We start from the raw sequence: 25,360 nt of genomic DNA, 5'->3' as shown, positions 1-25,360 counted from the left end.
GGTTGGATAATTTTTGTGTATATTCCTGGTTTAACCTGAGATTATGAATCTTTAAAGTTTTTTAACGCCTCTAAACAGATTTGGAAACTAAAGGAAGACCTAGTATTAACTTTATTACAACAATCATTACCTGTTAGTATAAATATTCTAAGAATTCATATTTTAAACGCAACCTCTTGCTGTTCTTTGTATCTAATTAGAAATCAAATACATTATGAAAAAGACAGTAACTATTATGCTTTGTCTATTCTCATTCATTTTAATTTCTTGCGATAAAGATGAACAGGAACCGGAAAAGTTTACAGTAGTAGATTTCTCTGCAACTAATTTTCCGCAGGAATGGAAATTAGTCGCATCACGAGCGGCAATGATCCCTAATGCTAAAGTTACAAAAGTTGAAGGTAAGGCTGAGAGTTATATTTTTAATGAAGACTTTACTTTTCAAAAAAAATCCAAAATCGAAGATGAAACGATTATTGCGGAAGGTACTTATTCAATTGATGAGCGCGAGTTTATAATTCTCGAATATCTGGAAGAGTCGGATTTAATAGCAAGTTGTAATAGAAAATCTAAATTGGAGTATCTTCATTTCTCCGATAGCCAACTGATAAATGATAGCTGGATAGCTTGCGATGGACCTTATCTTTATTATAAGTTAGTAGAGTAAAAAATTTATAGAATTATAGAAAAAATCCCGTTCATTGCTGAACGGGATTTTTTCTATAATTCTAGTCTCTAGTCTAGTATCTATAGTATTCAGGTTTGAACGGACCTTCAACTTCAACGCCAATATATTTAGCCTGGTCTTCATTAAGTTTCGTTAATTCTACACCAATTTTTTCTAGGTGTAAAGCCGCTACTTTTTCATCTAAATGTTTAGGTAACATGTAAACTTTGTTCTCATACTTATCGGTATTATTCCAAAGTTCGATTTGTGCTAAAGTCTGGTTTGTAAATGAGTTACTCATTACAAAACTTGGGTGCCCTGTAGCACAGCCTAAGTTCACTAAACGTCCTTCAGCAAGAAGAATGATATCTTTACCATCGATAGTGTACTTATCTACCTGTGGTTTGATTTCATCTTTAGTTTCACCATAATTGTTGTTTAACCAGGCAACATCAATTTCGTTATCAAAATGCCCAATATTACATACGATAGTTTTATCTTTCATTGCTAGGAAGTGCTCGCCACGAACGATATCTTTATTTCCTGTTGTAGTAATTACAATATCAGCTTTTTCTACTACAGTTTCAAGACGTTTTACTTCAAAACCATCCATTGCTGCTTGTAATGCGCAAATAGGATCCACTTCAGTAACTGTGATAATAGCACCGGTTCCTTTAAAAGAAGCTGCAGTTCCTTTTCCAACATCACCATAACCACAAACCACAACGCGTTTACCAGCTAACATTACATCGGTAGCACGACGAATTGCATCTACAGCACTCTCACGGCATCCAAATTTGTTGTCAAATTTCGATTTTGTAACCGAGTCGTTCACGTTAATGGCCGGCATAGGAAGTGTTCCGTTTTTCATACGCTCGTAAAGACGGTGAACTCCCGTAGTAGTTTCTTCAGAAAGACCTTTTACATCTTTCGCTAGTTCTGGATATTTATCCAAAACCATATTGGTCAAGTCGCCGCCATCATCTAAAATCATATTTAATGGTTTACGATCTTCACCAAAGAAGAGTGTCTGTTCAATACACCAGTCAAATTCCTCTTCTGTCATTCCTTTCCAGGCGTATACAGGAATTCCAGCTTCTGCAATAGCAGCAGCAGCCTGATCCTGAGTAGAGAAAATATTACAGGAGCTCCAGGTAACTTCTGCACCAAGGGCCTTTAAGGTTTCAATAAGTACCGCAGTTTGTATTGTCATGTGTAAACAACCAGCGATACGTGCACCTTTAAGAGGTTGTTCTTCTTTATATTCTTCACGAAGCGCCATTAATCCCGGCATTTCAGCTTCTGCCAGTTCAATTTCTTTACGTCCCCATGCAGCAAGGGAAATATCTTTTACTTTATACGCCGTATAAGGCACTGTGTTCGTAGACATATTATTATATTTGATTATTCTGTAATTTAATAGCGCAAAAGTAATTAATATTTAATAAACCGGCATGCCTCTTTTCAAAACAATAACACCACGAAAAGGAACTAAAGTCTTCATTTGGAAGGTGGAAGAGTCTTTGGAGTGGCTAAGTGAGGGTATAAGTTTAACTAATCACTGTGCAAAGAGAGTCGATGGAATGAAATCTGAAATTCATCGGCGTGGTTTTATGAGTATTCGGCATCTTATGGCGGAAGCCGGCTATGTAGATCAGGATTTGTGGTATGATGATTTGGGAAAACCACACCTTAAAGATGGTCAGTATATTTCGATTACCCATTCTTTTAATTTTACCGGAATTATTGTGAGCAACCAGCCGGTAGGAATCGATATTGAAAAACAACGTGATAAAATTATAAAGATCGCCAATAAATTTACGCCGCTTAGGGAATATCATACACTTGCAAATGAAGAAGCAATTATTCGAAAATTAACCATCGTTTGGGGAAGTAAGGAATCTATTTATAAAGTTCATGCTCAGCCAGGATTGGGTTTTTTAGAGCATATTTATATCAAAGATTTTGATTTTGAAGACGCCGTTACCCGCGGAACTGTTACTTTTGAAGGCGAAAAAACCGAGTATGAACTGGAGTTCCTGGAATTTGAAGGATTTACCTGTGTTTATACGTTTTTGCTAAATTAAAATTGATGCCTAAAATTTTAGATGCCATTATTAAAGCATCGAAAATCAATAAAAAACTACTTGCGGTTTTAATTGACCCTGAAAAGTTTGCTGCGGAAAACTATAGCTATTTTATCGAAAAACTACCTGAAGCAGTTACCCATATTTTTGTAGGAGGTAGTACTGCGACCACAGCGCAATCTGAAGTTTGTGTAAATTTTATAAAAACCAAAACTAATTTACCTGTTATTTTATTTCCAGGGGACAAAGAGCAGATTACTGAAAAAGCAGACGGGATTTTATTATTGAGTTTAATTTCGGGAAGAAATCCTGAGTATCTTATCGAACAACATATAAAAGCGGTGCCTAAACTATTGAATGCAGGCCTGGAAATTATTCCAACGGGCTATTTGCTTTTAGACGGCGGCAATCAAAGTGCCGTGGCAAGAGTAAGTAAAACGAAGCCTATTCAGCAAGATGAAATTGAGTTAATCAAAAACACAGCTTTGGCTGGTGAGATGTTAGGAATGCAACTTGTTTATCTGGAAGCTGGGAGTGGAGCTTTAATTCCCGTTTCAGAAAAAGTAATCGCTGAAGTGAAAAGGGATTTAAATATTCCGCTTATTGTAGGTGGAGGAATTCGAAATGCAACGCAACTTAAAAAGGCGTATAAAGCCGGGGCAGATCTTGTGGTTATAGGGACCGCTTTTGAAAATGGAGAATTTAAATAGTAGTAATTAGTATTCAGTACTGGACTAGAAGTAGACTTTATAAAGTAGGAACGTGAAAAGTAGAAAGTACATATCCAAACGCAAGACTCGAGAATCCAGATAATTTTGGATTGCATGTAAGCCGTTCGCAGTGAACTGTCAACTTTTTTCAATTTTGAATAGTTTTGAGCTGAGAGCTTATCAGATAAAAACGTCACCCTTATCAAAAAAGGATGACGTCTTTTCAGAATTTTATAGTTATTTAAGCGTAAACTTGGCCCAAAAAATCTTTTAGAGACTGGGACTTTCTACCGAGTACTTTTTCAATGTCGGTTTTTTCAAAATTAAATTCCCCATTTGCTATTCCCTGGCTAAACATGCTTAACATTCCAACGATTGGATCTGGTAAACCGGCAGTTTTCATTTGGGATTCAAATTCATCTACTTTAGGGGAAACATAAGCAATTTTCTCACCTAAGATATCAGTTAGGATTTCGCTAATTTCTTCGAAAGAAAACAGTGTACTTCCGTTAAACTCATATATTTTATTGCGGTAATCTTCAGGAGAAACAATAATATTAGCTTCTGCTTCAGCAAAATCTTTTCTGGGGATAAACGCTACTTTTCCGTTTTCGGTAGGTAAGTAAATAGCCTTTGTTTTTAGTAACTGCTCTTTGTCGCCAATAAACATGGGCACGACTTCACTATAAAGATTGTGTCTTAGGATTGTGTAATCTAAACCAGAATTTAAAATCGCTTTTTCGGTTTGTGCATGTCCGCTAACCACAGCATCTAGCGGAGCATCTTTACTTTCTGTTTTTCTTACTGAACTGGTGTAAAAAATATGTTTTACGTTGGCTGCTATAGCCGCTTCAATAACATTTTTGTGTTGTTGCAGGCGGGCATCAAGATCGCTACCCGAAATTAAAAAGACCTGCTCTATACCTTCAAAAGCGACTTTTAATTTGTCAGTATTTTCATAGTCCGATACTCTGATATCTAAACCTTGCGATTCATAATCTTTTACAATATCCTTTGCAGTATCTCTTACTAAAACAGCTATGTTGCTTGCATCTGCTTTACTCTTTAGAGCGCTTACAAGAAGTTGACCTAAACTTCCTGTTGCACCGGTGATCAATGTCTTTTTCATTTCATTTTGTTTAATTACTAAAAGAGATTTAGTTACTTTTGGTAAGTAAAGATATTGCATCTTTGTCTTTTAGACAAGAGGTTTCAGGAACGTAAATTAGTTACCTGAAAGTTATTAATGTTGAAAATCAATAGGTTATATATGATGAAAAATGAAATAAATTTTTCAGAAACTGAAAATTGTCCGGTTCGAAATATCTTAGATCGTTTTGGAGATAAATGGTCTACTTTGGTTATTTTAATTTTGGGAAATTATGATACTCTTCGTTTTAATGAATTACAAAAAATGATTGGGAGTATTTCCCAAAAAATGCTCACTGTAACGCTAAAAAAGCTAGAGACTGATGGTTTGGTGACCCGAAAGGTTTATGCTCAGGTTCCTCCAAAAGTAGAATATTCTTTAACCGATCTGGGGTTAAGTTTATTGCCAAAGCTTGAAAGTCTGGTAAAATGGGCTAATGAAAATATGCATCAAATTACTAAAAACCGATCTTTCAGTAAATAAAAATAATACGAGCTAAAGAAAAACAATCTAGTATAGACTTTTATCCTGTGTTTTTAAACCTAAGAATTTATAATAATCTTTCAAGGAAATTTCGAAGTATTTATTTTGAATCGTTTCTATAGGATCTTCTACGTAACACTGGGGGAGTAAAAAATGTACAGATTCATTATCTAATTTGCGAATCACAAAAGTATATTTCTTTGAAGATTTACTGGGTAGCCTAATTAATTCCCGTTTAATATTTGAGATAAATTCTTCGTCGTTTTCTATTTTGCTTGTGATAACTATTTTTCGGCTTGTCGTTATACATAAATAATCGTTTAGACTTTTTAGATTGTTTATATCTGTTTCCTCAAAAATAAAAATTTTGGTTTCAGATTGATAGTTCCAATCTTTTTTGAGTGTAGGGTAGGTGTATTTACCTTCCAAACATTTTACGATCAAGAGGTAATAAAAATGATTTTTATAATTTATCGTTTGTAGATTAATAGAATCAAAATTTTGATAAGCTTTAGATATTGTAGTGCTTTTATTATGAGTTGAAGGTTCCTCTTCCGCTATATTTTTTTTAATATAATTGGGATGGTCTGTCCAGCTGTTTTCCTGGTTGTTATATGCCCAGCCAGTAGCGTTTTTTATAATTCCGATGTTTTTATATATTTTAATATCAGATTTAAGTTGTGATTGTGCACTTAATGAATAAGATGTAATTAGTAAGGAAAAGAAGATTAGTTTTAGGGGCTGTAACATGATGAATGATATTTTATGATTGGTTTTGTAAAAGATGTATAAGTAGTTTTTCTATTTTTAATAAAGTCTGAAATAACTCAGATTGATTTTTACTGATCTTATCTATTTTTTCTTCACTACTATGATAATAGTTAGTTTTCTTTAGGTTTTTTTTGGGGAATTCATGCATTCTCCGCAGCATTTGCCCTTCATTTGTTAAAAGCCACTCCAGGCTATATCGAGGGAAGGCTCTTGAAAAATTAGCAATTACTTCTGCACTTGGATAGCTATTACGGCGCTTTAGCATATTAAGATAGCCACTAGACTTCGATAACTTTCGTTCAAATTCCGCTTTGTTTAGGCCTTCTCTTTTGCGTACAATTTCTAAACGTTCAATCATGGTTAAAGTAAAGAGTAGGGATTTTTTGAAAAAAACTCACAATTGTTTGTGTTTTCAGATAATTGTTTGTAATATTGTTCTTGTTTATTCCAAAGGTATGTTTTCTTCTTGTTTAGCGCAAGAGGTGTTTCTTTTATAACCGTAATTTTAACATGTTTTTTTTGATATTCTTCGTTACGGTTGTCAGTAAAATGTAGTTTTTTGTCCTCTTCTTTTTCTTTTTTATCATCATATTTTTCCTTATTAAATGTTGGGTTGCTTAGTATCATAATGTTAAATTTGAATAGATTATTTTGTAGATTTCATTTTACTGGAAAATCATGCAAAGTATAGATTTGAGTAATAAAAAAAGAATTTTGATCTAATGAGGTCTTTTAAGAAGCCAATAAAAATTGCTTTAAAAGTATTTTCTATAATTAATATTGTTTGGATAAAATCAGATTTTTGAAACTATGGAACAACTCTCTGATTTTTTTCTTGATTCTTATAGAGATGCTTCAACTTTTAATATAATTCTTGAGGCCGTTGTATTTATTTTTGGGATTTTAAGTGTTTATTATTCTAAAAAAGAAAATCTCCTGGTATACCCAACCGGGCTTATTGCAACTGTAATTACCGTTTATTTATTGTATAAAGCCGAATATTACGGGGATATGATGATGAATTTTTATTATTCGGTAATGAGCGTATATGGCTGGATTAACTGGGCGCGTAAAAAAGATGGTGAACCGGTTGTGCCAATTACCCGAACTAATACAAAAGAAAAACTAGTGGGATTTGCTCTGTTTTTACTTACCATGATCGTCACTTATTTAGTGTATAGAGCCTTCGATTATGAAATAAAAATGGTTAATTATATCGATATTTTTACTTCTGGAGTGTTTTTTACGGCGATGTGGTATATGGCGATTAAAAAATTAGAGAACTGGACACTTTGGATTTTTGCAGATATTATTACAGTCCCGCTCTATGCGTATAGAGGGTTGGGAATGCTTTCACTACAATATATTATATTTACCATTTTGGCCATTCAGGGATATTTGGTTTGGAAAAGAAACTTGGGGAGTCATGTGAACTTATAATAGAACCTGGAACTATTAAGTTAACATCATAAAATGTGGACCTTGATTTTTTAAAATACAAACAATTGTTAATACGAGTAGGTTTTTATCTAATTACTTATAAGAATCAAATTATTCTAAGTTGCTGTCAAATAGCCATTTGAAAAGCTTTATTTCATTTTAAAATTATTAAATATGCGTTAATAGATCCCGTTAATCTGCATTTTTTAATGTATATTCACATTCCTTATGCCTTTATAATTAAAAATGGTAACATGGGTGAAATGGGAGCGAGAATCTTCAAATTTAATGTTCCTTTAAAATCAATCAAACCTTATGTGAATTAGAAGATGGCCTAAAAATGGCTACAAAATAGAATATAGCAATTAATCAACTAACAATAAAACTAACAGAACCGTGAAATTAAACGAATCAGACATTCTGCAAATTCAGGATAAGGGCTTAACCACTGAAGAGGTAAAGCGACAGATTGAAATTTTTAAGCGTGGAAATATTAAAGTAGATATTCAGGAGGCAGCAACCGTAGGTAATGGTATTTCGGCTATTTCAGATGAAGAGCGTACGGAGTATATAAGAGCCTATGAGCATAAAAAGGAAGAGCTGGATATTTTAAAATTTGTTCCTGCTTCTGGAGCTGCGACAAGAATGTTTAAAGCACTTCATAATTTCGTAGATGAATTTAATCCAGATAAACAAGAATTGCGTGAGTATCTGGATGAAAATGGTGATTCTAGTCTTCGAACATTCTTTAATCATATAGAAAAATTACCTTTTTATACTGAAGCGATAAAGGCTGCGAAGAAGGATAATAGTGATTTCGACAATCTTAGCGATGATGAAAAGAATAAGCTAGTTGCTGAAAATGTGTTATATGCCAAGGGGCTTGGATTAAGCGACCTGCCTAAAGGTTTGGTTCCTTTTCATAAATATGATAATGTAGTGGTTACCGCTTTTGAGGAACATCTTTATGAAGCAGCAAAATATGCGGAAAGTAAAGGAGTGGTAAAATCCCATTTTACCGTAGGTCAGGATGATAAAGATAAATTTGAGGCTGAATTTGAGAAAGTTAAGAATAGAGTTGAAGAAAAAACAGGTTCCAAATTCGAAGTTTCTTATTCCTATCAGGATCCAAAGACAGATACTATTGCGGTAGATGGAGAGAACGCTCCATTTAGAACAGAAGAGGGAAGTATGTTTTTCCGTCCAGGAGGGCATGGAGCTCTGATTGACAACTTAAACCATCAAGATGCAGATATCATTTTTATTAAAAATATAGATAATGTTGTGATATGGGAAAGCCTTGGTGACGTTGCAGATTATAAAAAAATGCTTGCCGGAAAATTACTCGAGTTAAAAGATGAAACCTTCAATTTAATCAAAGCGTTACAGAATGATCCTTCAGAGGAGGTGTTAAAGGATGCTTCTGATTTTCTCACTCAGAAGCTTTTTGTAAAATCTCTTTCAGGAAATGAATCGGCAGTAGAATATATTGAAAAACTTGATCGCCCGTTACGTGTCTGTGGCATGGTTAAAAATGAGGGAGAACCTGGAGGAGGACCTTTTCTAGTAAAAGATGAAGATGGTGAAATTTCTTTACAAATTATTGAAGGTGCACAAATAGATGATGATAATCCCCAGCAGGTGAAACTCGTTAAAGAATCAACACACTTTAATCCTGTAGATATTGTTTGTAGCGTTAGAAAACCCGAAGGGAATACTTACGATCTGGAGAAGTATGTCGATCCGAATACGAGTTTTATAGCGAATAAAACAAAAGATGGAAAACCTTTAAAGGCCTTAGAACGTCCAGGTTTATGGAATGGGGCAATGGCTAAATGGAATACGGTCTTTGTTGAAGTACCGGTAACCACTTTTAATCCTGTAAAAACCGTAGCAGATCTTTTAAAGGAAAGCCATCAACCGGTTAATGATTAATCAGGAAGAGTTAATAAAAGAACTCGATTTTAGAGCGGTAAAGAGCAGTGGCCCCGGTGGGCAGCATGTTAATAAAACCGCCTCTAAAGTCGAGTTGTATTTTAATATAGCCTCATCTTCCGTACTTACTGAAATTCAGAAAGAGCGATTACAAAATACTTTTTCTACAAGGATTACTAAGGACAATATCCTTATTCTTCAAAATGGTAATTCCAGAAGTCAACATAAAAATAAAAGTGCCGTAATCAACCAGTTTCTGGAAATGATTAAAACTGGCACAAAAGCTCCAAAAGTCCGAAAAAAAACAAAGCCGGGTAAAATGGCGAAGTTAAAAAGACTGAGAGCAAAGAAGATTCAGGCAGAGAAAAAGCAGAGTAGAAAAAATCCATTAAAATAAAACTGTAGAAAAATTACGCACCTGTAGAATTAAAAGTGTAGAATTCTACGATTTTGTGAAATCAAATATAAAAATAAAAGTTTTTAAGTTATTTGATTTTAGGAGATTAGAGGATGTTCTGTTAGTTTTTGGTTATGGCATGGTTTTGACTAATAGTTAATTAGTTAGGGTTATTGAAGGATTTTGAATAACTAACGCAGCAGTAAATAGCTGTTGTATAATTTAGATTTTCGGATTAAAAGAGGCTGTGGTGGCCTCTTTTTTTAGAGCGGATTCCCATTGTTTCATTTTGAGTCATCCGTGATTTTACTCGATCATCGTGATTAACTACTCCTCCGATCCCATACTTTATGGATCTGCATACTTCAATAACATAATTTTCGAATAAATGAAACTCCCGTGGATCACACTTAGGTGATTTCATAAGCTAATATTATATTTTCGTATACCTTTTTTGAAACATTTTCTGACAAACTTTTAAGAAGGATCCGATAGTACTCTCCTGTAGGTATGGATTGCGTATCATTTCTACATAATTAATTCTTAAAGCCTCATAATTTCTACAAAATGACATAGGCTTAAAAATCTTTTTTTAATATAAATAACTGATAATTAGTCTGTTTTGTGTGGTCTCTTGAATTGGGTATAATTTTTCCTTTACTATAAACAACCAACAAAACGAAAAAATAACAAACAGAATTATTACTAAAACTTATACTCATGAAAAAATCAATTTTATCAGTAATGGCAGTTGCAGGATTATTTTTTGCAAGCCAAACCATGCGGGCACAGCAAGAGCCTGTGGAAGAAACAACAGAAGAGATAGAGGCTGAGGTAGCTCCTGAAGTTGTTGGCTTCGAAATGATAGATGTATTAGCTCTACCACAACCAGTTAAGGATGCTACAATGACAGAGTTTAACGCTGTAGCTTCTGAAGCCTGGGTGAAATTAGAGAATGATAAAAAGATCTACAAACTTAATATTGCCAGTGATGGTGAAGTAAAAACCGTCTATGCTACCGTTGATGGAGAGTGGCTTAAGGAGGACGAAGTTATTGATGGTAACTAATTTTTAAAGTCAGTTAAAAAAGGATTTTTTTACGAGGTTAAAGTGATGCCGAGAAACAAAGATTCCAACTTTGCGGCGACGGAAAAAGAACCGGTTAGTGAGTATTTTTCAGGGCAATCTTACTACTACTAACTAACACATATAGGAATGTTTGGAAGAGTACTACTTAAATTTGGCGATTTTTTCTAATCGGTTCCACCGTTTAAAATGGGAGTAAACTTTTAGGTTATATTCTAATTTAGATGTAAAAGAGGTCTATTCAAGACCTCTTTTTTTTATATTTTATTTGTAAGAATTTGGTTATATCTTTTCTAAATTTGTGACCTCTATTAAAATTAGATTATGCCAAAGATTCTCATAGTAGAAGACGACGTTCCTTTCGGTACCATGCTCAAAACATTTCTATCTAAAAGAGGTTACGAAGCAGCGCTTTGTTTTTCAGGTGGGGATGCATTAAAACTAATAGCTAATTCAGAATTTAATCTTGTACTTACCGATGTGCGGCTTCCAGATTACGATGGTTTAGAGATATTAAAAGAGGTGAAATCCAATAATCCCTCTACTCAGGTAATTGTAATGACCAGTTATGCGGAAATTAGTATGGCTGTGCAGGCAATGAAAGACGGTGCCTTTGATTATGTAAGTAAGCCATTTAGGCCCGAATCTATTTTACAAACTATTGAGAATGCTTTAAATACCGAGATTGTTGAGCAAGGAATACCTAAAAGAAAAATAGCAAGCGAAAAAAGCAAAAAAGTAGATGACAGTGTCCAATATATTAAGGGAGTTAGTGATGCGTCACGTAAACTCAATGATTATATAGAGCTTGTGGCACCTACCAATATGTCGGTTTTAATTACCGGCGAGAGCGGTACCGGAAAAGAGAATGTTGCTAAAAGCATTCATTATCAAAGCAAGCGTAAAGATGCTCCTTTTATCGCAGTGGATTGTGGAGCGATCCCTAAAGAGATTGCTTCCAGTGAGTTTTTTGGTCATATTAAAGGTTCATTTACTGGGGCAATAAACGATAAAACAGGCCATTTTAAAGCAGCAAATGGCGGAACATTATTTCTTGATGAAATAGGAAATCTTAGCTATGAGCTTCAGGTGCAATTATTGAGGGCTCTGCAGGAACGCCGAATTAAACCGGTGGGAAGTAATAAAGAAATAGAAGTTGATATTCGGGTGGTTACCGCAACCAACGAAGATCTGTCCCAGGCCGTAAAGGACGGAGAGTTTAGAGAAGATTTATACCATCGTCTAAATGAGTTTTCCATAAAAGTTCCCTCTTTAAAAGATCGTAAAGAGGACCTTATGCTTTTTGCAGATCATTTTTTAGAAGAAGCCAATGCCGAGTTAGAGAAAGAAGTTGTTGGTTTTACCGATGAAGCGGTTGAAGCTTTTAAAAATTATACCTGGCCCGGAAATTTACGTGAGCTCAAAAATATGGTAAAACGTGCCGTATTACTTACGCAGGATAAACTAATCCCAATGAAAGTTTTACCACACGAGATTGCGACTGCCGAAAAAAGGGAAGAGGATTACGGACTTTTTAAAAATAAGAACGAGGAGAAGCTAATCCTGGAAGCTTTAGAAAAAACAGGAGGTAATAAAAGTAAGGCGGCCAGAATGTTGTCTATAGACCGAAAAACGCTTTACAATAAGCTTAAGCAATATAATATCAAACTGTAACCTCGTTTTCTAGTTCTCGCAATACGGTTTGTAATTGTTGTATTAACTCATCAATTTCGGTATCAGATACCTCTACTTTCTTTTCCAATCGTTCTAACACAGGAATTACAGGGGTAATTCTCATTTGTTTAAACATAGGGAGCATTTTATGCGCTATTTTACCTATAGCATCATAATTCTTGTCTTTTTTGTGGAATATTATCTTCGCTATATTTTCTTGAGAACTTTCTAAAAACGCCTTAATGATAATATGCATAGCTTCTTTGTCCTGGCCAGAAAACATATAAATATCTTCCAAATTATAAAATTCGTTATGTTTAGGTGTAAAATCGTTTTTTGGAATAAGTGGTTTTTCTTCAATTTCAGTTTCAACATTAAAAACTTCACTAATGCTAAGTAGAAGATCCTTTGGTTTAAAAGGTTTGGTAAGCTTAGCGGTAAAACCCGTAAGTGTGTATACTTCGTCTTTCATGTCTGTACGGCCGGATAAAGCAATAACCGGAGTTTTATTTAGGTTTTTGTCTTTTTTAATGGCATTCATTAACTGAAAACCATCCATAATTGGCATCTGGATATCGGTAAGAATCAAATCATATTGATTTTTACCGAGAAGCTCAAGTGCTTTTTTACCATTTTCAGCAGTGTCGAATTTTAAAAGATGATTTTTCAGGAATTCTAAAGTTAACGCCAATTGCGCCGGTTCATCATCGACCACCAAAACCTTTTTGTTTCCCAAATCTAAACTATCTGTTTTTTCTGTAGGAGGATGTGGATTTTCTGGGACTGGTTTCTTTTGGTTTTTAGATTTCTGGACCGGGATGGTAATGGTAAATTCACTTCCCTTACCCTGTTCACTTTGTAAACTAATTTCACCTTTTAACAAAGAAGTAAGGCTTTTTGTGATGGTGAGACCCAGGCCGGTACCACCATATTTCTTTTCGATACCGCTGTTTTCCTGACTAAATTCTTCGAAAATAACTTCCTGCTTTTCTTTAGAAATTCCAATTCCGGTATCTTTTACTTTAATAATAAGGTATTGTATATCTTTTGTTTTGGTCTCAATTTCAGCCGAGACTATTATGTTGCCTTTTTCGGTAAACTTACAGGCGTTGGTGACCAGGTTGGCAATAATTTGTTTTATTCTGAAAGGGTCGCTTGAATATTGCCCATCAGCCTCTTCAGAAATATCAATGATAACCTCAAGGTCTTTATTTAAATTTGCGGGGATGTTATTCTGAACGGTATCGCTGATAAGTTTTTTAGGGTTGAATGGTAAATTTTCTACCAGCATTTTACCGGCTTCAAGTTTCGATAAATCCAACAGATCGTTTACCAAATGGAGAATAAAATCTGAAGATTTATTGATCTGGCTTAGGTAGTGACGTTGTTTATTACCCAGCTGTGTTTTGTTCATCAATTCAGAATAGCCAATCACGGTATTTAAAGGAGACCTTAGATCGTGTGTTATAGCAGCCATAAGCTGTTCCCGGCGTTTTAGAAGGGTTTCTGCAAAATTTTTAGCTTCTTCCAGTTCAATACGATATTGCTGGCTACGCCTTACATCACGAATAATAAGCATTAAAAACAGCAAGATTACAATTACACAAACAATTCCGGAAACCATAATGATAGAAACGGTGTCTTCTAAAGTTTGCTGTGCTTTTTCAGTTCGTTCTAAAGAAGCCTCCCGCTCGTCTTTCTCAATATTGGCCAGGATTTTTCGAAGTTGCTGGTTAAGTACCATATCATTATCCAGCAAATCATTTTCCTTTTCGATGATGGTTTGCCTAAACTTAATATTAGCTTTTTGAAAATCGTTTAATACCTTTTTTACAGAATTCACTAAGGAATCTGCAGTTTGGTTGGTCAATGATTGGGCATTATCTGCACGTGCATATTCCAGCCATTTTACAAGGACTCTTTTTTGGTAAGGTTCTAAATCATTAAATCTGTCGTCGTAGCCCTGGTTAGATTCAAAACTTTCATTAACCCGGTTAAGCTCTTCCATTACCTGTTTGTAGTAATTGGTGTTGCGTTCTTTTTCCCGTAGATTGATTAAAGCTTCCAGGTTTTCGGTTTTTAGGTCTAAAAGCTTATAAATGCTGTCAAGTTCAGTATGTAGTTGATTTTCGGCATATTGCTCGTCTAATTCAACTAAATTCATTTTAATAGAATCCAGTTGTGCCTGGTATAAAACGATATCTTCTTTAGTGCCGGTTTGGATTAATCTTCGACTCACATTTTCAGTCTCATATAGGTCGCTGGTAAGCTCACTAACTAAAAAAAGCTGTTCATTGTTACTGCTATTGCTTTGCGCCATGTGGCTAAAGATGACTACCCGGTTATAAATAAACCAAACGGCCACCACCACCAGGACCGCAATAAGCAGGTAGCCGGCAACAACTTTTAGGGTAATCGATCTTTTAGTGTTTTGCATAGTTTTTAGCGCTTCTCAAAAATAAACCATTTAAATCAATTGCAATAATTGTTCATAATCAAAAAAAGCGTTCTACATTTGCAGCAAATCTCATAAGGGGTGCCCTTCGGGCTGAGATTATACCCAATGAACCTGGGCGGGTAATGCTGCCAAGGGATAAGTGCAAAGCGCACTACAGCACTCCTGGATAGGCTTCGGAATTAGAATCGAAGAAATTCAGGATTTATTTTTTAACCAAATTTTTAATGGAATAATGGCCCCTTTTATTCGTGAATTTTTTACGAATGAAAAATATATTATTCAGTTTTTTATTGCTGTTCTCTGGCTATGCAGTGGTGGCGCAGCAGTATCAAATTTCAGGGACAGTGACACGGGAAGGAAAACCTTTAAGCGGAGTTTCGGTCTACACCACCACCAAAAAATCAGGAACACTTACAGATGCTTCCGGGGAATACAAGCTTACTTTAGAGGAAGGGAAACACACAGTTCAGTTTGTGTACGGAAATCGAAAATCTTTTGAGATCGATCTTAAGTCAGATCAGGTATTAGATGTAGATCTTAGTGGTTTAGAGGAAGCTTTAAGTGAAGTGTTCTTGCAGTCTGTTAGGGTAGACGCCGATTCGCCCATTACCTACAGTAATTTAACCAATGAAGAGATCGGCGAGCGAAATCTTGGGCAGGATATTCCTGTATTAATGAATTATTTACCCTCTGTAGTAACGACCACAGATGCCGGAAACGGAATTGGTTATACCGGGATCAGGGTACGAGGTAGTGATGCTACACGAACAAATGTTACCATTAATGGTGTGCCTTATAATGATGCTGAAAGTCAGGGAACTTTCTGGGTGAACTTGGGCGATTTTGCATCATCTACAGAGAACATTCAGTTACAACGTGGTGTGGGAACCTCTACTAATGGTGCCGGCGCTTTTGGGGCTAGTATCAATATTTTAACCAATCGATATAATGAAGAAGCCTCGGCCGAAATAGCTAATAGCTACGGTTCTTATAATACACATAAGCATACGGCTAAATTTAGCACAGGTTTATTTAATAATCATTGGGAGTTTTCTGGTCGAGCTTCATTGATTAAAAGTGATGGTTATATCGATAGGGCGGAATCAGAACTTAAATCTTACTTTTTGCAAGGAAGCTATATTGATGGGGGTACTTTGGTAAAAGCATTGATGTTTGGCGGGAAAGAAAGAACGTATCAGGCCTGGTATGGGATTGATGCTGCAACTTTAGAAAATGACAGAACCTATAATCCTGCAGGTGAATATACCGATGAAGATGGCAACGTAAAGTATTACGATAACCAAACCGATAATTACCAGCAGGATCATTACCAGTTGCTATGGAACCAAACTTTCAATAAAAACTGGTCATCTAATCTTGCACTGCATTATACTTACGGGAGAGGATATTACGAGGAGTATGAAGAAGATGCTAGTCTCATTGATTTTGGATTACCAAATTTCATCGCAGATGGTGCGCAAATTACTTCATCTGATTTGGTGAATACCAGCTGGCTGGATAATCATTTTTATGGCACTACTTTTAGTTTAAATTATAAGAATAGTACGGTAGATGCCATTGTTGGAGGTGGTTGGAATCGCTACGACGGCGATCATTTTGGGGAGGTAATTTATACCAGATTTGCACGTAACAATGATCCTTACGAGCCGTTTTATAAAAACAATGCAGTAAAAACAGATTTTAATATCTATGGGAAAGCTACGGTTTCGATTACCGCTAAGTTTGCGGTGTATGGTGATTTGCAGCTAAGAACCATCAATTACGAAGGGGATGGACCCACTCAGCAAGTTGCCAATTTTCCTATCGATGCGAATTTCGATTTCTTTAATCCTAAAGGAGGTTTTACTTATCAGTTTAATGAAAAAAGTCAGCTATATGGATCTGTGGCAGTTGCGCATCGTGAGCCCTCACGATCTGATTACGAAGATGCTTTTCAAAATGAAGAGGTCGCTCCAACCGAAGAACAATTGGTCGATTACGAGTTAGGGTGGCGTTTTAATTCGGGAAAAACCCAGGTAAACACGAATCTTTATTTTATGAACTATAAAGATCAATTAGTGTTAACCGGGGAAATTGATGAAGAAGGTGCTGCGATTAGAAAAAACAGCGGAGAAAGTTACCGGCTGGGATTAGAAGTAGACGCTACGATCTGGATAAATGACTGGTTAAGTTTAAGGCCTAATATTGCAATAAGCCGAAATAGAAATAAGAACTTCGTAGCAGTTTTTGATGGCATTCAGCAAAATTTTGGAGATACCGAAATTTCATTTTCCCCTAATGTCGTAGCCGGGAATATGATTAGGTTTTCCCCAATTAAAAATCTTCAGTTAAATTTATTAAGCAAATATGTAGGGGAGCAGTATATGAGTAATTTAGAGTTAGAAACATCTAAGCTGGATTCTTATTTTGTAAGTGATTTTAATGTACAATACGTGTGGGACACTGCTCCGTTATTTAAAGAAGTGGTGTTTACGGGATTGGTTAATAATATTTTTGGCGAAAAGTATGTATCTAATGGATACTTCTACACTTATGATATAGAAAATCCAGAGATGCCAAACGGAGTAGAGACGTTAGGCGGTGCAGGATATTATCCACAGGCCACCACAAATTTTTTAGCCGGAGTTACCCTAAGATTTTAAATTTGTTAGATTTATTTTAGTTACTAATGCCTGGGATTTTCTAAAATTCCAGGTATTTTTTATTGTTTGAATTTTACCATTTTTGGTTTGATCGCTTCTAAAATTCAGGGAAGTACTTATTTAATTTTGCCTTTGAATTTAAAATTAAAAATGATGAGTACAGGGAAAAAAATTGCATTGATTACAGGAGGAAGTCGTGGTCTGGGTAAAGATATGGCTTTAAAAACGGCAGCTAAAGGACTGGATGTCGTGATCACATATCACAGTAAAAAAGAAGAAGCTGAAAGAGTTGTTGCTGAAATTAAGAAAATTGGCTGTCATGCTGTGGCACTTCAGTTAGATACTGCAAATGTTTCAGGTTTTGACGAATTTAAACGAAATCTTCAACAGGTTTTACAATCTGAATTTAAAGCTGAAAACATCGATTTTCTGGTTAATAATGCCGGGATAGGAATTAATCAGCCAATCGCTGAAACCTCCGAAGAAACTTTTGATCTTTTAACCAATATTCACTTTAAAGGCGTGTTCTTTTTAACGCAAAGATTGCTGGATATTTTAAATGATGGTGGCGGCATTGTAAATATCAGCTCTGGTCTGGCCAGATTTACCATGCCCGGTTATAGTGTTTATGGGGCCTTGAAAGCAGGGATAGACTCTTTAACCAGATACGAAGCCAAAGAATTTGGTAAACGGGGGATTAGAGTAAATACTGTGGCACCGGGAGCGATTGAAACCGATTTTGGTGGCGGTTTGGTGCGTGATAACAAACAGGTAAACCAACATGTAAAACAATCTATCGCTTTAGATCGCGTAGGACAGGCCGATGATATTGGTGGCGTTGTTGCCTTTTTATGTACAGAAGATGCCAAATGGGTAAACGCCCAACGTATCGAAGTTTCTGGCGGCCAGAATATTTAGTTGGTAATAAGGAATATAGGAAAAGTATTCCGTAGTGCTTTTGCTACGGAATACTTTCTCTAAATTTTTATCTTTAGGATGATGGAAAAAACAATGAGCTTAGAGGATTTTTACCGGAAAAAACTAGGGGAACTTCCTAGCGATATTCTACAAAAAACAGGGCAATTTAATGTTTTTCGGTTAAGTGATTATTTTGGAACCACTAAAGCAATGCCTTATAGCCGAAAAGATTATTATAAAATTAGCCTGATCTCTGGTGAAAATGTAGTGCATTATGCTGATAAAACGCTTAAGGTAGAAGAAAATATGCTTTTGGTGGCTAATCCACAGGTGCCCTATAACTGGGAACCACTTTCTGAGGAAAAAACAGGCGCTTTTTGTGTCTTTACCGAAGATTTTATGAATGGCTTTGGGAACTTTAAAGACTATCCGGTATTTCAGAGCAGCGGTACGCCAATATTGTCTTTAAAAGATGTCGATTTTCATAGAATATTGGCTATATATGATAGAATGTTTTTAGAAATTCGTGCAGATTACGATTATAAGTATGATTTGTTACGGAACCTGGTTTTTGAACTAATTCATGAAGCCTTAAAATTACAGCCGGCAAAACTTGAGAGTAATAAAACCGAATCTAAAGCTTCAGAAAGAATTACATCATTATTCATGGAACTACTAGAACGGCAGTTTCCTATTGAAAATCCACTTCAACAAATAAAATTAAAGAGTGCAGGTGAATTTGCGTATCACTTAAATATCCATGCAAATCATCTAAACCGGGTATTAAAGGAAACTACGGGAAAAACCACTTCCCTGCTTCTTAATGAACGCATTTCTTTGGAAGCAAGAGCACTTTTAAAACATACCAATTGGAATATTGCTGAAATTTCCTGGTGCCTGGGCTTCGAGGATCCTTCTTACTTTATCAAGTTCTTTAAAAAAGCATCAGATGCTACCCCTGGGAATTTTAGAAAATAGTTAATTAGAAATGGTAAGAAACCTACCATTTTTTTCAACCCGATAGGCTTTCATGGCGTAGTCGCCCTCGCCCTCTACCTGTTCTCCGGTAATAATATTATAAACATTGCCTTCGCAACTACAGGTGGCTTCTATTCCGTTCATCGTCATTCCCGGGCATGTTTGATCCGGTACATGATTAGGGTCGCTAAGTTCGTAAGCCAGGTACAGATCATCATTTACATTATAAACAACTACTCCGCCAATTCCAGCAAGGTCATCATAAATTGCAATTTGATTACCTGGGAAATTAAGTTGATTATATTGTGGAAAATCTAAATTTAACTGTAACCTAAAATTTACGTCTACCAGGTTAGGATTATTATTGCGCCCATCATCACTTGAGGAACAGCCTGAAATTAAAATGCTTATCAGGCAAAAAAATAAAAAATGCTTCATTTAATTTCTTTTTTTATCACAAACGTAAATTTCTTATATTTGTTAGAATCAATCCCATTATAGGTGGGATTTTTTTTATTAATAAACAATAATCTAATGATCATGCAACTTTCAAATAATAAGTTCGCAGTCAGACCGCGGGACTTTATACATCTCCTTTAGTTGAAAATTTATTGGTATTGCCAACAGGAAAATACTCCATGGCTAGCCTCTAAATAATAAAAAGGGTTTACCGGTTGATACCGCTTGGGCTCGCCTCGAGGTTCTTGATTCGATCGCCTTTTAATAGCTCATTAGATTAAAAACAATCATTAAAAACATATTATTTTTTTGGAAGAAGGCCTCTTAATAAAGGCCTTTACCAATTATAAAAACGACGAAGTTATGAGTAAAGTATCTTATTACACTGCAGAAGGACTAAAAAAATTAAGGGATGAATTAAATCACCTTAAAGATGTAGAGCGCCCAAGAGCTTCTGAAGCTATCGCAGAAGCCAGAGATAAAGGAGACTTAAGTGAAAATGCAGAATATGATGCTGCAAAAGAGGCGCAGGGACTTTTAGAGATGAAAATAGCAAAATTAGAAGAAGTGGTTGCGAACGCACGGGTTATTGATGAGTCGCAATTAGATACTTCTAAAGTTTTGATTCATTCTCATGTGAAAATTAAAAATCAGAATAATGGTGCTGAGGTTAAATATAAATTGGTGGCTCAGAGTGAAGCCGACTTAAAAACGGGAAAAATATCTGTAGACTCTCCTATTGGTAAAGGTCTGTTGGGTAAAAAGGTAGGTGAGGTTGCTGATATTGCAGTCCCAAGCGGTACTATGAAATTTGAAGTTTTAGAGATTTGGAGGGAGTAATTATCCTTAATCGCTTTTATGATTTATAAAAGTCCTTTTCTTAATCCTTTAACGGTCATTTGAGAAAAGGATTTTTAATTTTATAGCACTAATCAAAACAATCGATTATGGCCAGTTTATTTACGAAGATAGTTCAGGGAGAGATTCCTGCCTATAAAGTAGCAGAGGATAGCCAGTTTCTGGCATTTTTAGATATTCGTCCAAATTGTAAAGGGCATACGCTCTGTATTCCGAAGAAAGAAGTAGATTATATTTTTGATATGGAAGAACAGATGTATATGGAGCTAATGCGTTTTTCCAGAAAAGTGGCCCTTGCGCTAGAGAAAACAGTTTCATGTAAACGGGTAGGCGTTGCTGTAGTAGGGCTTGAGGTCCCACATACACACGTACATTTAATACCGCTTAATGATATGAGTGATATGAATTTTGCCAATCATTACGAAATGACTGATGATGAATTTAAGGAACTGGCAGAATCTATCCACGTAAACTTGTAAGTTTGGGAACCTTTAAGCTTGAATTAAAACTAAGGATAGACTGGAGCGACCTGGATATGTATCGCCATGTGAATAACCTAAGTTTTATGCGTTTTATGCAATCTGGCAGGGTGAACCTATGGGAAGCCACCGGGTTGCATAAAATGTATGCTGAAAAAAACAAAGGAGCTATGCTGGTTGCTACGCATTGCGATTTTAAAAAAGCCTTATATTACCCGGGGAGTGCCATTGTTAAGACCCGGATTGCTGAAGTAGGCAATAAAAGTTTTAAAATTGAGCATCATATTTTTGATGACCAAAACCAGCTTTGTGCTTTAGGAAATGATGTCTCTGTTTTTTACGATTTTAGTGAAAATAAAACCCTGCCAATTCCAGAAGATCTTCGGGAAATATTAAGCAGGTACTGAGCTTTTTTTAAGCATGATTTCAAAAGTAGTGCCTTCGCCAATTTCACTTTTAGCCACTCTAATACGGCCATCATGATATTCTTCTACAATGCGTTTCGCTAAGGATAAGCCAAGTCCCCAGCCACGTTTTTTGGTAGTTTGTCCGGGTTCAAAAATAATTTTGAATCGGTTTTTATCGATTCCTTTTCCCGTATCGTGAACATACACAAAAACCTGCTTATCATTTTGCCTGATTTCGATGGTGATTTTTCCTTTACCGCGCATCGCATCAATAGCGTTTTTTACCAGGTTTTCGATAGTCCAGCTGAATAACTGCGTATTTAGATTTACAATAATTTTTTCTCTGGGAACCTGTAAATTAAAATCGATAAGTTTAGAGCTTCTGGATTGTAAATACTGGTAACTTTGCCTGGTCGCTTCAACAAGATCGGTTTCTTCCAGAAGCGGTGCAGATCCAATTTTAGAAAAACGTTCGGTAATGGTTTGTAAACGCTGTATGTCTTTTTCCATCTCAACAATATAAGCGTCATTAACTTTTTCCTGCTTTAAAATTTCAGTCCACCCAATTAAAGAACTTAACGGCGTTCCTATCTGATGGGCCGTTTCTTTTGCCATTCCTGCCCATAATTTATTTTGCTCGCTGTTTTTGGTGGTGGTGTAAAAAAAGTAAATGACCCCTATAATCAAAAATCCAATGGTAACCAGTCCCAGCGGATAATATTTTAAACTATTTAATACAGGGGAATTTCCATAATATACCTTATGCGTCCTAAATCGGTCCAGATGCATAATTATAGGCTCGTTTTCAGCCTTCAGGCGATTAAGGTAATTTTCGGCTTTTTCAGGGGTGTCTATTTTTTCAGGATCGATAAAGTGAGAAGACACAATAGTTCCTTCCTCGTCGGTTTGCAAGGTGGGAATACTAGTATTGCTATTAAGAACATTAAGGATCAGCGGACTCAAATTCTCGTTACTGTTGGCGCGATCCAGTTCCAGCAGAGCTTCAGCCCAAATACTCATCTTGGTGCGCTCTTCATCTTTAAGGCGGTTAAAAAATATGGTGGTATTCCATAAAACCAGTACAATTACGGCTAATCCTGCAAATATGATAAACCAGCGGTTGTACTTTCGTTCGTCACTAAAATTCATAAAGAGTTCCTCTCTATTTTAAAAGGGGTTAAATATAAGCGTTTTAATGTGAATATTATTGTGTGGTCAATCTTTATATTCCACCTCCTAATTATTACCTTTGTGAAAAATCAACGCATGTTAAGTATAGATTCTAAGGAATCGCCTTCTGGCGCTCTTTACAGGTATTTAAGCGGGGCGGTAGGACCAAGACCTATTGCTTTTGCCAGTACTTTAGATGTGGAAGGAAGGCCAAATTTGGCTCCTTTTAGTTTTTTTAATGTATTTAGTGCTAATCCGCCAATTTTGGTGTTTTCTCCGGTGAGAAGGGGGAAAGATGGTAGTCTTAAACATACGCTCTTAAACCTTAAAACGGTTAAAGAATGTGTGATTAATATCGTTGATTATAAGATGGTGCAGCAAATGTCCTTAAGCAGCACTGATTATGCTGAAGGTGTAAATGAGTTTGAGAAATCCGGATTGAGCATGCAGCCATCAGATCTTGTAAAACCTTTTAGGGTGGCAGAATCTCCCGTTCAGTTTGAATGTAAAGTAAATGAAATTATCGAGCTGGGACAGGAAGGTGGCGCAGGAAATCTGGTAGTATGTGAAGTTATAAAAACACATATAAAAGAAGAGATTTTAGATGAAGAGGGCTATATAGATCAGGTAAAGATCGATCAGGTAGCCAGGATGGGCGGTAACTGGTACACCAGGGCTAAGGACGGCATGTTTGAAGTGCCAAAGCCGATTGCTACTTTAGGGATTGGTGTAGATGCTATTCCGCAGGAAATTCGACAGAGTGTTATTTTAACCGGTAATGATCTTGGTAAATTAGGGAATGTTGAAGAATTGCCGAGCTTGGAAGAATCGAAATTATACGTTTCTGAAGACGATTTATTTACCGAAATTATTGCCGCAAAAGAAACAGAAGCAATTCATAAACAGGCGCAATTATTGCTTGATAAAGGAAAGGTGATAGAAGCGTGGAAATTATTACTAGCAAATTATTAAACGAAGATGGAAGTACAAGGAAAGATTAAATTAATTGGAGACACCAAAACTTTTGGAAGTAACGGTTTTAGAAAGAGAGAATTGGTAGTCACTACAGAAGAGCAATATCCGCAGGATTTAATGATCGAGTTTGTTCAGGATAAAACAGATTTATTAAATACATATCAGGTGGGGCAACCGGTGAAAGTTGGGATTAACCTTCGTGGTAGAGAATGGGTAAGCCCACAAGGAGAAACCAAATATTTTAATTCTATCCAGGGATGGAGAATAGAAAATTTACAGCCATCACAACCAGGGGGGCAAAACGTACCACCACCAGAAGATCATTTTGAGCCTGCTCAGGATTTTAAAGATGAAGATTATGACGATCTTCCTTTCTAAACCTAGAATATAATTTTTTTGAAAAGCTTAGTACCTCTTTAGGGTGCTAAGCTTTTTTCTTTTTGTACATTTCTTAATCCTAAAACACTGTATGTTGCAAATTTTAAATCCATTTGAACCCTTTCCAGATATTAGATACACTTCAGATGATGGATTACTCGCTGTTGGAGGATCACTTACTGAAAGCCGATTAATGGAAGCGTATTCAAAAGGGATTTTTCCCTGGTACGATGAATCTCAGCCTATTTTATGGTGGTGCCCGGATCCCAGAATGGTTTTATTTCCACATAAATTAAAGGTTTCAAAGAGCATGAAACAGCTGTTTAAAAAAGAAGCGTTTAAAATTACCTATAACGAAGCATTTGAAACGGTAATAGAGAACTGTGCTAAAATCAAACGAAAAGGACAGCTAGGTACCTGGATCACGCCAGAAATGAAAGCCGCTTATATCGGTTTAAATAAAAAAGGAATCGCTCAATCTGTCGAGGTTTGGAAGGATGGTGAGATTGTAGGAGGCTTATATGGGATTTATCTAAAAAATAAAAAGCTTTTTTGTGGGGAGAGCATGTTTGCAAAAGTAAGCAATGCCTCTAAATACGGTTTTATAAGTATGGTAAGGAAACTTCAGGAAAACGGAGTAAAACTTATCGATTGCCAGGTGCATACAGATCATTTAGAAAGTCTTGGGGCAGAAGAAATTTCAAGAAAGGAGTTTTTGAAATTTTTGCAATAGCAATCAATTTTTTTCTTTACATTTCAGTTATCAATCAAAAATGTAAATGAAAAAGTTATTACTCCTTGTATTCAGTTTAGTTGTTTTAGGAGCCTGTTCTTCTAATAACGATGATGACGAATCAGAAGTTTTAGAACCTGCTGAAATTTCGGTCGAAGTAGACTATTTTAATTTTGAAATCGATACTGAAGCCAGAACTACTTTGATGGAATATCGAATGACTTTCTATAACGAGTCCGATTTTGATGTAGAAGGATATCCTCAGATTTATATTGGACAGGAAGGCGAAGACGATTTTAGTATGACTCATCAGCGTTATAACGGAGAAAACCCCTGTAATTATCTAAGCGCTAATAGTAGTTGTACGCAAGAATTTTCAGAGTTATCAACCTACGATGAAGCTGATCTGGAAGCCTGGTCTGGCGAGGTTCCCGTATTGACGCTTGAAGATATTCAATACCGAATCAAAAAAGAATACCGTTAA

Annotated in this window: 27 protein-coding genes; 19 read left to right on the top strand and 8 right to left on the bottom strand. The window is 35.8% G+C overall.

Annotated features, from left to right (window positions below; translation table 11 throughout):
• The first annotated feature begins 214 nt into the window (after positions 1 to 214).
• Positions 215 to 667: a hypothetical protein gene (locus AC13DP_RS18745; protein ID WP_228249199.1), complete on the top strand. Its 453-nt coding sequence runs from the start codon at positions 215 to 217 to the stop codon at positions 665 to 667.
• 73 nt (positions 668 to 740) lie between these two features.
• On the opposite strand, the gene ahcY is transcribed toward AC13DP_RS18745, so the two are convergent.
• Positions 741 to 2,057, bottom strand: coding sequence for an adenosylhomocysteinase (gene ahcY, locus AC13DP_RS18740; RefSeq protein WP_041579323.1), 1,317 nt, complete (start codon positions 2,055 to 2,057; stop codon positions 741 to 743).
• 64 nt (positions 2,058 to 2,121) lie between these two features.
• On the opposite strand from ahcY, the gene AC13DP_RS18735 reads away from it, so the two are divergent.
• Together AC13DP_RS18735 and AC13DP_RS18730 are read left to right on the top strand one after the other, a co-directional pair.
• Positions 2,122 to 2,754 carry a 4'-phosphopantetheinyl transferase family protein gene (locus AC13DP_RS18735; protein WP_041579321.1) on the top strand — a complete coding sequence of 211 codons (633 nt, stop codon included), beginning with the start codon at positions 2,122 to 2,124 and terminating at the stop codon, positions 2,752 to 2,754.
• Positions 2,755 to 2,759: 5 nt separating this feature from the next.
• Positions 2,760 to 3,464 (top strand): phosphoglycerol geranylgeranyltransferase, encoded by a 705-nt coding sequence (locus AC13DP_RS18730; protein WP_483068270.1) that lies wholly within the window; start codon positions 2,760 to 2,762, stop codon positions 3,462 to 3,464.
• A gap of 241 nt (positions 3,465 to 3,705) precedes the next feature.
• Here AC13DP_RS18730 and AC13DP_RS18725 read toward each other — a convergent pair whose 3' ends face one another.
• Positions 3,706 to 4,593 carry an SDR family oxidoreductase gene (locus tag AC13DP_RS18725; protein WP_347407839.1) on the bottom strand — a complete coding sequence of 296 codons (888 nt, stop codon included), beginning with the start codon at positions 4,591 to 4,593 and terminating at the stop codon, positions 3,706 to 3,708.
• A gap of 141 nt (positions 4,594 to 4,734) precedes the next feature.
• On the opposite strand from AC13DP_RS18725, the gene AC13DP_RS18720 reads away from it, so the two are divergent.
• On the top strand, positions 4,735 to 5,097 hold the full coding sequence (locus tag AC13DP_RS18720) for a winged helix-turn-helix transcriptional regulator (protein ID WP_013073828.1): 363 nt from the start codon (positions 4,735 to 4,737) through the stop codon (positions 5,095 to 5,097).
• A gap of 27 nt (positions 5,098 to 5,124) precedes the next feature.
• Here the strand turns inward: AC13DP_RS18720 and AC13DP_RS18715 are convergent, their stop codons facing one another.
• Genes AC13DP_RS18715 through AC13DP_RS18705 form a run of 3 tightly spaced genes read right to left on the bottom strand, consistent with a single transcriptional unit; the run spans position 5,125 to position 6,495 of the window.
• A complete protein-coding gene (locus AC13DP_RS18715; RefSeq protein ID WP_272957781.1) occupies positions 5,125 to 5,847 on the bottom strand; it encodes a hypothetical protein in 723 nt (240 codons plus the stop codon).
• A gap of 13 nt (positions 5,848 to 5,860) precedes the next feature.
• On the bottom strand, positions 5,861 to 6,226 hold the full coding sequence (locus tag AC13DP_RS18710) for a helix-turn-helix domain-containing protein (protein ID WP_013073826.1): 366 nt from the start codon (positions 6,224 to 6,226) through the stop codon (positions 5,861 to 5,863).
• Between the two features lie 2 nt (positions 6,227 to 6,228).
• Positions 6,229 to 6,495: a hypothetical protein gene (locus AC13DP_RS18705; protein ID WP_272957782.1), complete on the bottom strand. Its 267-nt coding sequence runs from the start codon at positions 6,493 to 6,495 to the stop codon at positions 6,229 to 6,231.
• A gap of 183 nt (positions 6,496 to 6,678) precedes the next feature.
• Between AC13DP_RS18705 and pnuC the strand changes: the two genes are divergently transcribed.
• The 5 genes from pnuC to AC13DP_RS18680 all read left to right on the top strand — a co-directional run bounded on the left by pnuC (position 6,679) and on the right by AC13DP_RS18680 (position 12,400).
• Positions 6,679 to 7,308, top strand: a complete 630-nt coding sequence (pnuC, locus tag AC13DP_RS18700; RefSeq protein ID WP_013073824.1) for a nicotinamide riboside transporter PnuC — start codon at positions 6,679 to 6,681, stop codon at positions 7,306 to 7,308.
• 396 nt (positions 7,309 to 7,704) lie between these two features.
• Positions 7,705 to 9,243: a DUF4301 family protein gene (locus AC13DP_RS18695; protein ID WP_483068269.1), complete on the top strand. Its 1,539-nt coding sequence runs from the start codon at positions 7,705 to 7,707 to the stop codon at positions 9,241 to 9,243.
• Positions 9,236 to 9,640, top strand: coding sequence for an alternative ribosome rescue aminoacyl-tRNA hydrolase ArfB (gene arfB, locus AC13DP_RS18690; protein WP_013073822.1), 405 nt, complete (start codon positions 9,236 to 9,238; stop codon positions 9,638 to 9,640). The genes AC13DP_RS18695 and arfB overlap by 8 nt, the downstream gene beginning before the upstream one ends.
• 744 nt (positions 9,641 to 10,384) lie before the next feature.
• A complete protein-coding gene (locus AC13DP_RS18685) occupies positions 10,385 to 10,708 on the top strand; it encodes a hypothetical protein (RefSeq protein WP_483068268.1) in 324 nt (107 codons plus the stop codon).
• A 342-nt stretch (positions 10,709 to 11,050) separates the two neighbouring features.
• Positions 11,051 to 12,400, top strand: coding sequence for a sigma-54-dependent transcriptional regulator (locus tag AC13DP_RS18680; protein WP_041579317.1), 1,350 nt, complete (start codon positions 11,051 to 11,053; stop codon positions 12,398 to 12,400).
• Here AC13DP_RS18680 and AC13DP_RS18675 read toward each other — a convergent pair.
• Complete coding sequence (locus AC13DP_RS18675; RefSeq protein ID WP_228249208.1) at positions 12,390 to 14,837, bottom strand: hybrid sensor histidine kinase/response regulator; 2,448 nt, start codon at positions 14,835 to 14,837, stop codon at positions 12,390 to 12,392. The genes AC13DP_RS18680 and AC13DP_RS18675 overlap by 11 nt on opposite strands.
• A gap of 284 nt (positions 14,838 to 15,121) precedes the next feature.
• Here AC13DP_RS18675 and AC13DP_RS18670 point away from each other — a divergent pair, with 284 nt between their 5' ends.
• The 3 genes from AC13DP_RS18670 (at position 15,122) to AC13DP_RS18660 (ending at position 19,417) form a co-directional block, all read left to right on the top strand.
• The gene (locus tag AC13DP_RS18670) at positions 15,122 to 17,521 is read left to right on the top strand and encodes a TonB-dependent receptor (protein WP_483068267.1); all 2,400 of its coding nucleotides are present in this window, start codon (positions 15,122 to 15,124) and stop codon (positions 17,519 to 17,521) included.
• Between the two features lie 153 nt (positions 17,522 to 17,674).
• The gene (locus AC13DP_RS18665; protein WP_483068308.1) at positions 17,675 to 18,439 is read left to right on the top strand and encodes an SDR family NAD(P)-dependent oxidoreductase; all 765 of its coding nucleotides are present in this window, start codon (positions 17,675 to 17,677) and stop codon (positions 18,437 to 18,439) included.
• A gap of 78 nt (positions 18,440 to 18,517) precedes the next feature.
• Entirely contained in the window at positions 18,518 to 19,417 is a 900-nt protein-coding gene (locus AC13DP_RS18660) for a helix-turn-helix domain-containing protein (protein ID WP_339811466.1), read from the top strand.
• Here AC13DP_RS18660 and AC13DP_RS18655 read toward each other — a convergent pair whose 3' ends face one another.
• The gene (locus AC13DP_RS18655; RefSeq protein ID WP_339811468.1) at positions 19,418 to 19,855 is read right to left on the bottom strand and encodes a Rieske (2Fe-2S) protein; all 438 of its coding nucleotides are present in this window, start codon (positions 19,853 to 19,855) and stop codon (positions 19,418 to 19,420) included.
• Between the two features lie 384 nt (positions 19,856 to 20,239).
• Between AC13DP_RS18655 and greA the strand changes: the two genes are divergently transcribed.
• The 3 genes from greA to AC13DP_RS18640 all read left to right on the top strand — a co-directional run bounded on the left by greA (position 20,240) and on the right by AC13DP_RS18640 (position 21,620).
• On the top strand, positions 20,240 to 20,716 hold the full coding sequence (gene greA / locus AC13DP_RS18650; RefSeq protein WP_013073814.1) for a transcription elongation factor GreA: 477 nt from the start codon (positions 20,240 to 20,242) through the stop codon (positions 20,714 to 20,716).
• 107 nt (positions 20,717 to 20,823) lie between these two features.
• A complete protein-coding gene (locus tag AC13DP_RS18645) occupies positions 20,824 to 21,213 on the top strand; it encodes an HIT family protein (RefSeq protein WP_013073813.1) in 390 nt (129 codons plus the stop codon).
• A 2-nt stretch (positions 21,214 to 21,215) separates the two neighbouring features.
• Positions 21,216 to 21,620, top strand: coding sequence for an acyl-CoA thioesterase (locus AC13DP_RS18640; RefSeq protein WP_272957187.1), 405 nt, complete (start codon positions 21,216 to 21,218; stop codon positions 21,618 to 21,620).
• On the opposite strand, the gene AC13DP_RS18635 is transcribed toward AC13DP_RS18640, so the two are convergent.
• The gene (locus tag AC13DP_RS18635; protein WP_483068266.1) at positions 21,606 to 22,769 is read right to left on the bottom strand and encodes a sensor histidine kinase; all 1,164 of its coding nucleotides are present in this window, start codon (positions 22,767 to 22,769) and stop codon (positions 21,606 to 21,608) included. The two genes, AC13DP_RS18640 and AC13DP_RS18635, sit on opposite strands and share 15 nt — an antisense overlap.
• 117 nt (positions 22,770 to 22,886) lie before the next feature.
• Between AC13DP_RS18635 and AC13DP_RS18630 the strand changes: the two genes are divergently transcribed.
• The 4 genes from AC13DP_RS18630 (at position 22,887) to AC13DP_RS18615 (ending at position 25,360) form a co-directional block, all read left to right on the top strand.
• Positions 22,887 to 23,762 carry a flavin reductase family protein gene (locus AC13DP_RS18630; RefSeq protein WP_228249213.1) on the top strand — a complete coding sequence of 292 codons (876 nt, stop codon included), beginning with the start codon at positions 22,887 to 22,889 and terminating at the stop codon, positions 23,760 to 23,762.
• 6 nt (positions 23,763 to 23,768) lie between these two features.
• Complete coding sequence (locus AC13DP_RS18625; protein ID WP_013073809.1) at positions 23,769 to 24,143, top strand: DUF3127 domain-containing protein; 375 nt, start codon at positions 23,769 to 23,771, stop codon at positions 24,141 to 24,143.
• 91 nt (positions 24,144 to 24,234) lie between these two features.
• A complete protein-coding gene (aat, locus tag AC13DP_RS18620; protein ID WP_272957189.1) occupies positions 24,235 to 24,876 on the top strand; it encodes a leucyl/phenylalanyl-tRNA--protein transferase in 642 nt (213 codons plus the stop codon).
• A 46-nt stretch (positions 24,877 to 24,922) separates the two neighbouring features.
• A complete protein-coding gene (locus tag AC13DP_RS18615; protein ID WP_483068265.1) occupies positions 24,923 to 25,360 on the top strand; it encodes a hypothetical protein in 438 nt (145 codons plus the stop codon).

It is taken from the genome of Zunongwangia sp. L-65, assembly GCF_056859415.1.
Note: the sequence above shows the minus strand (reverse complement) of the source record. Positions and strands in the feature narration are given on the sequence as shown.

Excerpts from the sequence above, each read along its gene's own strand:
- AC13DP_RS18635 (WP_483068266.1), bottom strand. The coding sequence starts at position 22,769 with ATGAATTTTAGTGACGAACGAAAGTACAACCGCTGGTTTATCATATTT.
- AC13DP_RS18645 (WP_013073813.1), top strand. The coding sequence starts at position 20,824 with ATGGCCAGTTTATTTACGAAGATAGTTCAGGGAGAGATTCCTGCCTAT.
- AC13DP_RS18660 (WP_339811466.1), top strand. The coding sequence starts at position 18,518 with ATGATGGAAAAAACAATGAGCTTAGAGGATTTTTACCGGAAAAAACTA.
- arfB (WP_013073822.1), top strand. The coding sequence starts at position 9,236 with ATGATTAATCAGGAAGAGTTAATAAAAGAACTCGATTTTAGAGCGGTA.
- AC13DP_RS18630 (WP_228249213.1), top strand. The coding sequence starts at position 22,887 with ATGTTAAGTATAGATTCTAAGGAATCGCCTTCTGGCGCTCTTTACAGG.
- AC13DP_RS18615 (WP_483068265.1), top strand. The coding sequence starts at position 24,923 with ATGAAAAAGTTATTACTCCTTGTATTCAGTTTAGTTGTTTTAGGAGCC.
- greA (WP_013073814.1), top strand. The coding sequence starts at position 20,240 with ATGAGTAAAGTATCTTATTACACTGCAGAAGGACTAAAAAAATTAAGG.
- AC13DP_RS18745 (WP_228249199.1), top strand. The coding sequence starts at position 215 with ATGAAAAAGACAGTAACTATTATGCTTTGTCTATTCTCATTCATTTTA.
- AC13DP_RS18705 (WP_272957782.1), bottom strand. The coding sequence starts at position 6,495 with ATGATACTAAGCAACCCAACATTTAATAAGGAAAAATATGATGATAAA.
- AC13DP_RS18675 (WP_228249208.1), bottom strand. The coding sequence starts at position 14,837 with ATGCAAAACACTAAAAGATCGATTACCCTAAAAGTTGTTGCCGGCTAC.
- AC13DP_RS18625 (WP_013073809.1), top strand. The coding sequence starts at position 23,769 with ATGGAAGTACAAGGAAAGATTAAATTAATTGGAGACACCAAAACTTTT.
- AC13DP_RS18720 (WP_013073828.1), top strand. The coding sequence starts at position 4,735 with ATGATGAAAAATGAAATAAATTTTTCAGAAACTGAAAATTGTCCGGTT.
- AC13DP_RS18655 (WP_339811468.1), bottom strand. The coding sequence starts at position 19,855 with ATGAAGCATTTTTTATTTTTTTGCCTGATAAGCATTTTAATTTCAGGC.
- AC13DP_RS18680 (WP_041579317.1), top strand. The coding sequence starts at position 11,051 with ATGCCAAAGATTCTCATAGTAGAAGACGACGTTCCTTTCGGTACCATG.
- AC13DP_RS18670 (WP_483068267.1), top strand. The coding sequence starts at position 15,122 with ATGAAAAATATATTATTCAGTTTTTTATTGCTGTTCTCTGGCTATGCA.
- AC13DP_RS18730 (WP_483068270.1), top strand. The coding sequence starts at position 2,760 with ATGCCTAAAATTTTAGATGCCATTATTAAAGCATCGAAAATCAATAAA.
- AC13DP_RS18710 (WP_013073826.1), bottom strand. The coding sequence starts at position 6,226 with ATGATTGAACGTTTAGAAATTGTACGCAAAAGAGAAGGCCTAAACAAA.
- AC13DP_RS18715 (WP_272957781.1), bottom strand. The coding sequence starts at position 5,847 with ATGTTACAGCCCCTAAAACTAATCTTCTTTTCCTTACTAATTACATCT.
- aat (WP_272957189.1), top strand. The coding sequence starts at position 24,235 with ATGTTGCAAATTTTAAATCCATTTGAACCCTTTCCAGATATTAGATAC.
- AC13DP_RS18725 (WP_347407839.1), bottom strand. The coding sequence starts at position 4,593 with ATGAAAAAGACATTGATCACCGGTGCAACAGGAAGTTTAGGTCAACTT.
- ahcY (WP_041579323.1), bottom strand. The coding sequence starts at position 2,057 with ATGTCTACGAACACAGTGCCTTATACGGCGTATAAAGTAAAAGATATT.
- AC13DP_RS18685 (WP_483068268.1), top strand. The coding sequence starts at position 10,385 with ATGGCAGTTGCAGGATTATTTTTTGCAAGCCAAACCATGCGGGCACAG.
- AC13DP_RS18735 (WP_041579321.1), top strand. The coding sequence starts at position 2,122 with ATGCCTCTTTTCAAAACAATAACACCACGAAAAGGAACTAAAGTCTTC.
- AC13DP_RS18665 (WP_483068308.1), top strand. The coding sequence starts at position 17,675 with ATGAGTACAGGGAAAAAAATTGCATTGATTACAGGAGGAAGTCGTGGT.
- pnuC (WP_013073824.1), top strand. The coding sequence starts at position 6,679 with ATGGAACAACTCTCTGATTTTTTTCTTGATTCTTATAGAGATGCTTCA.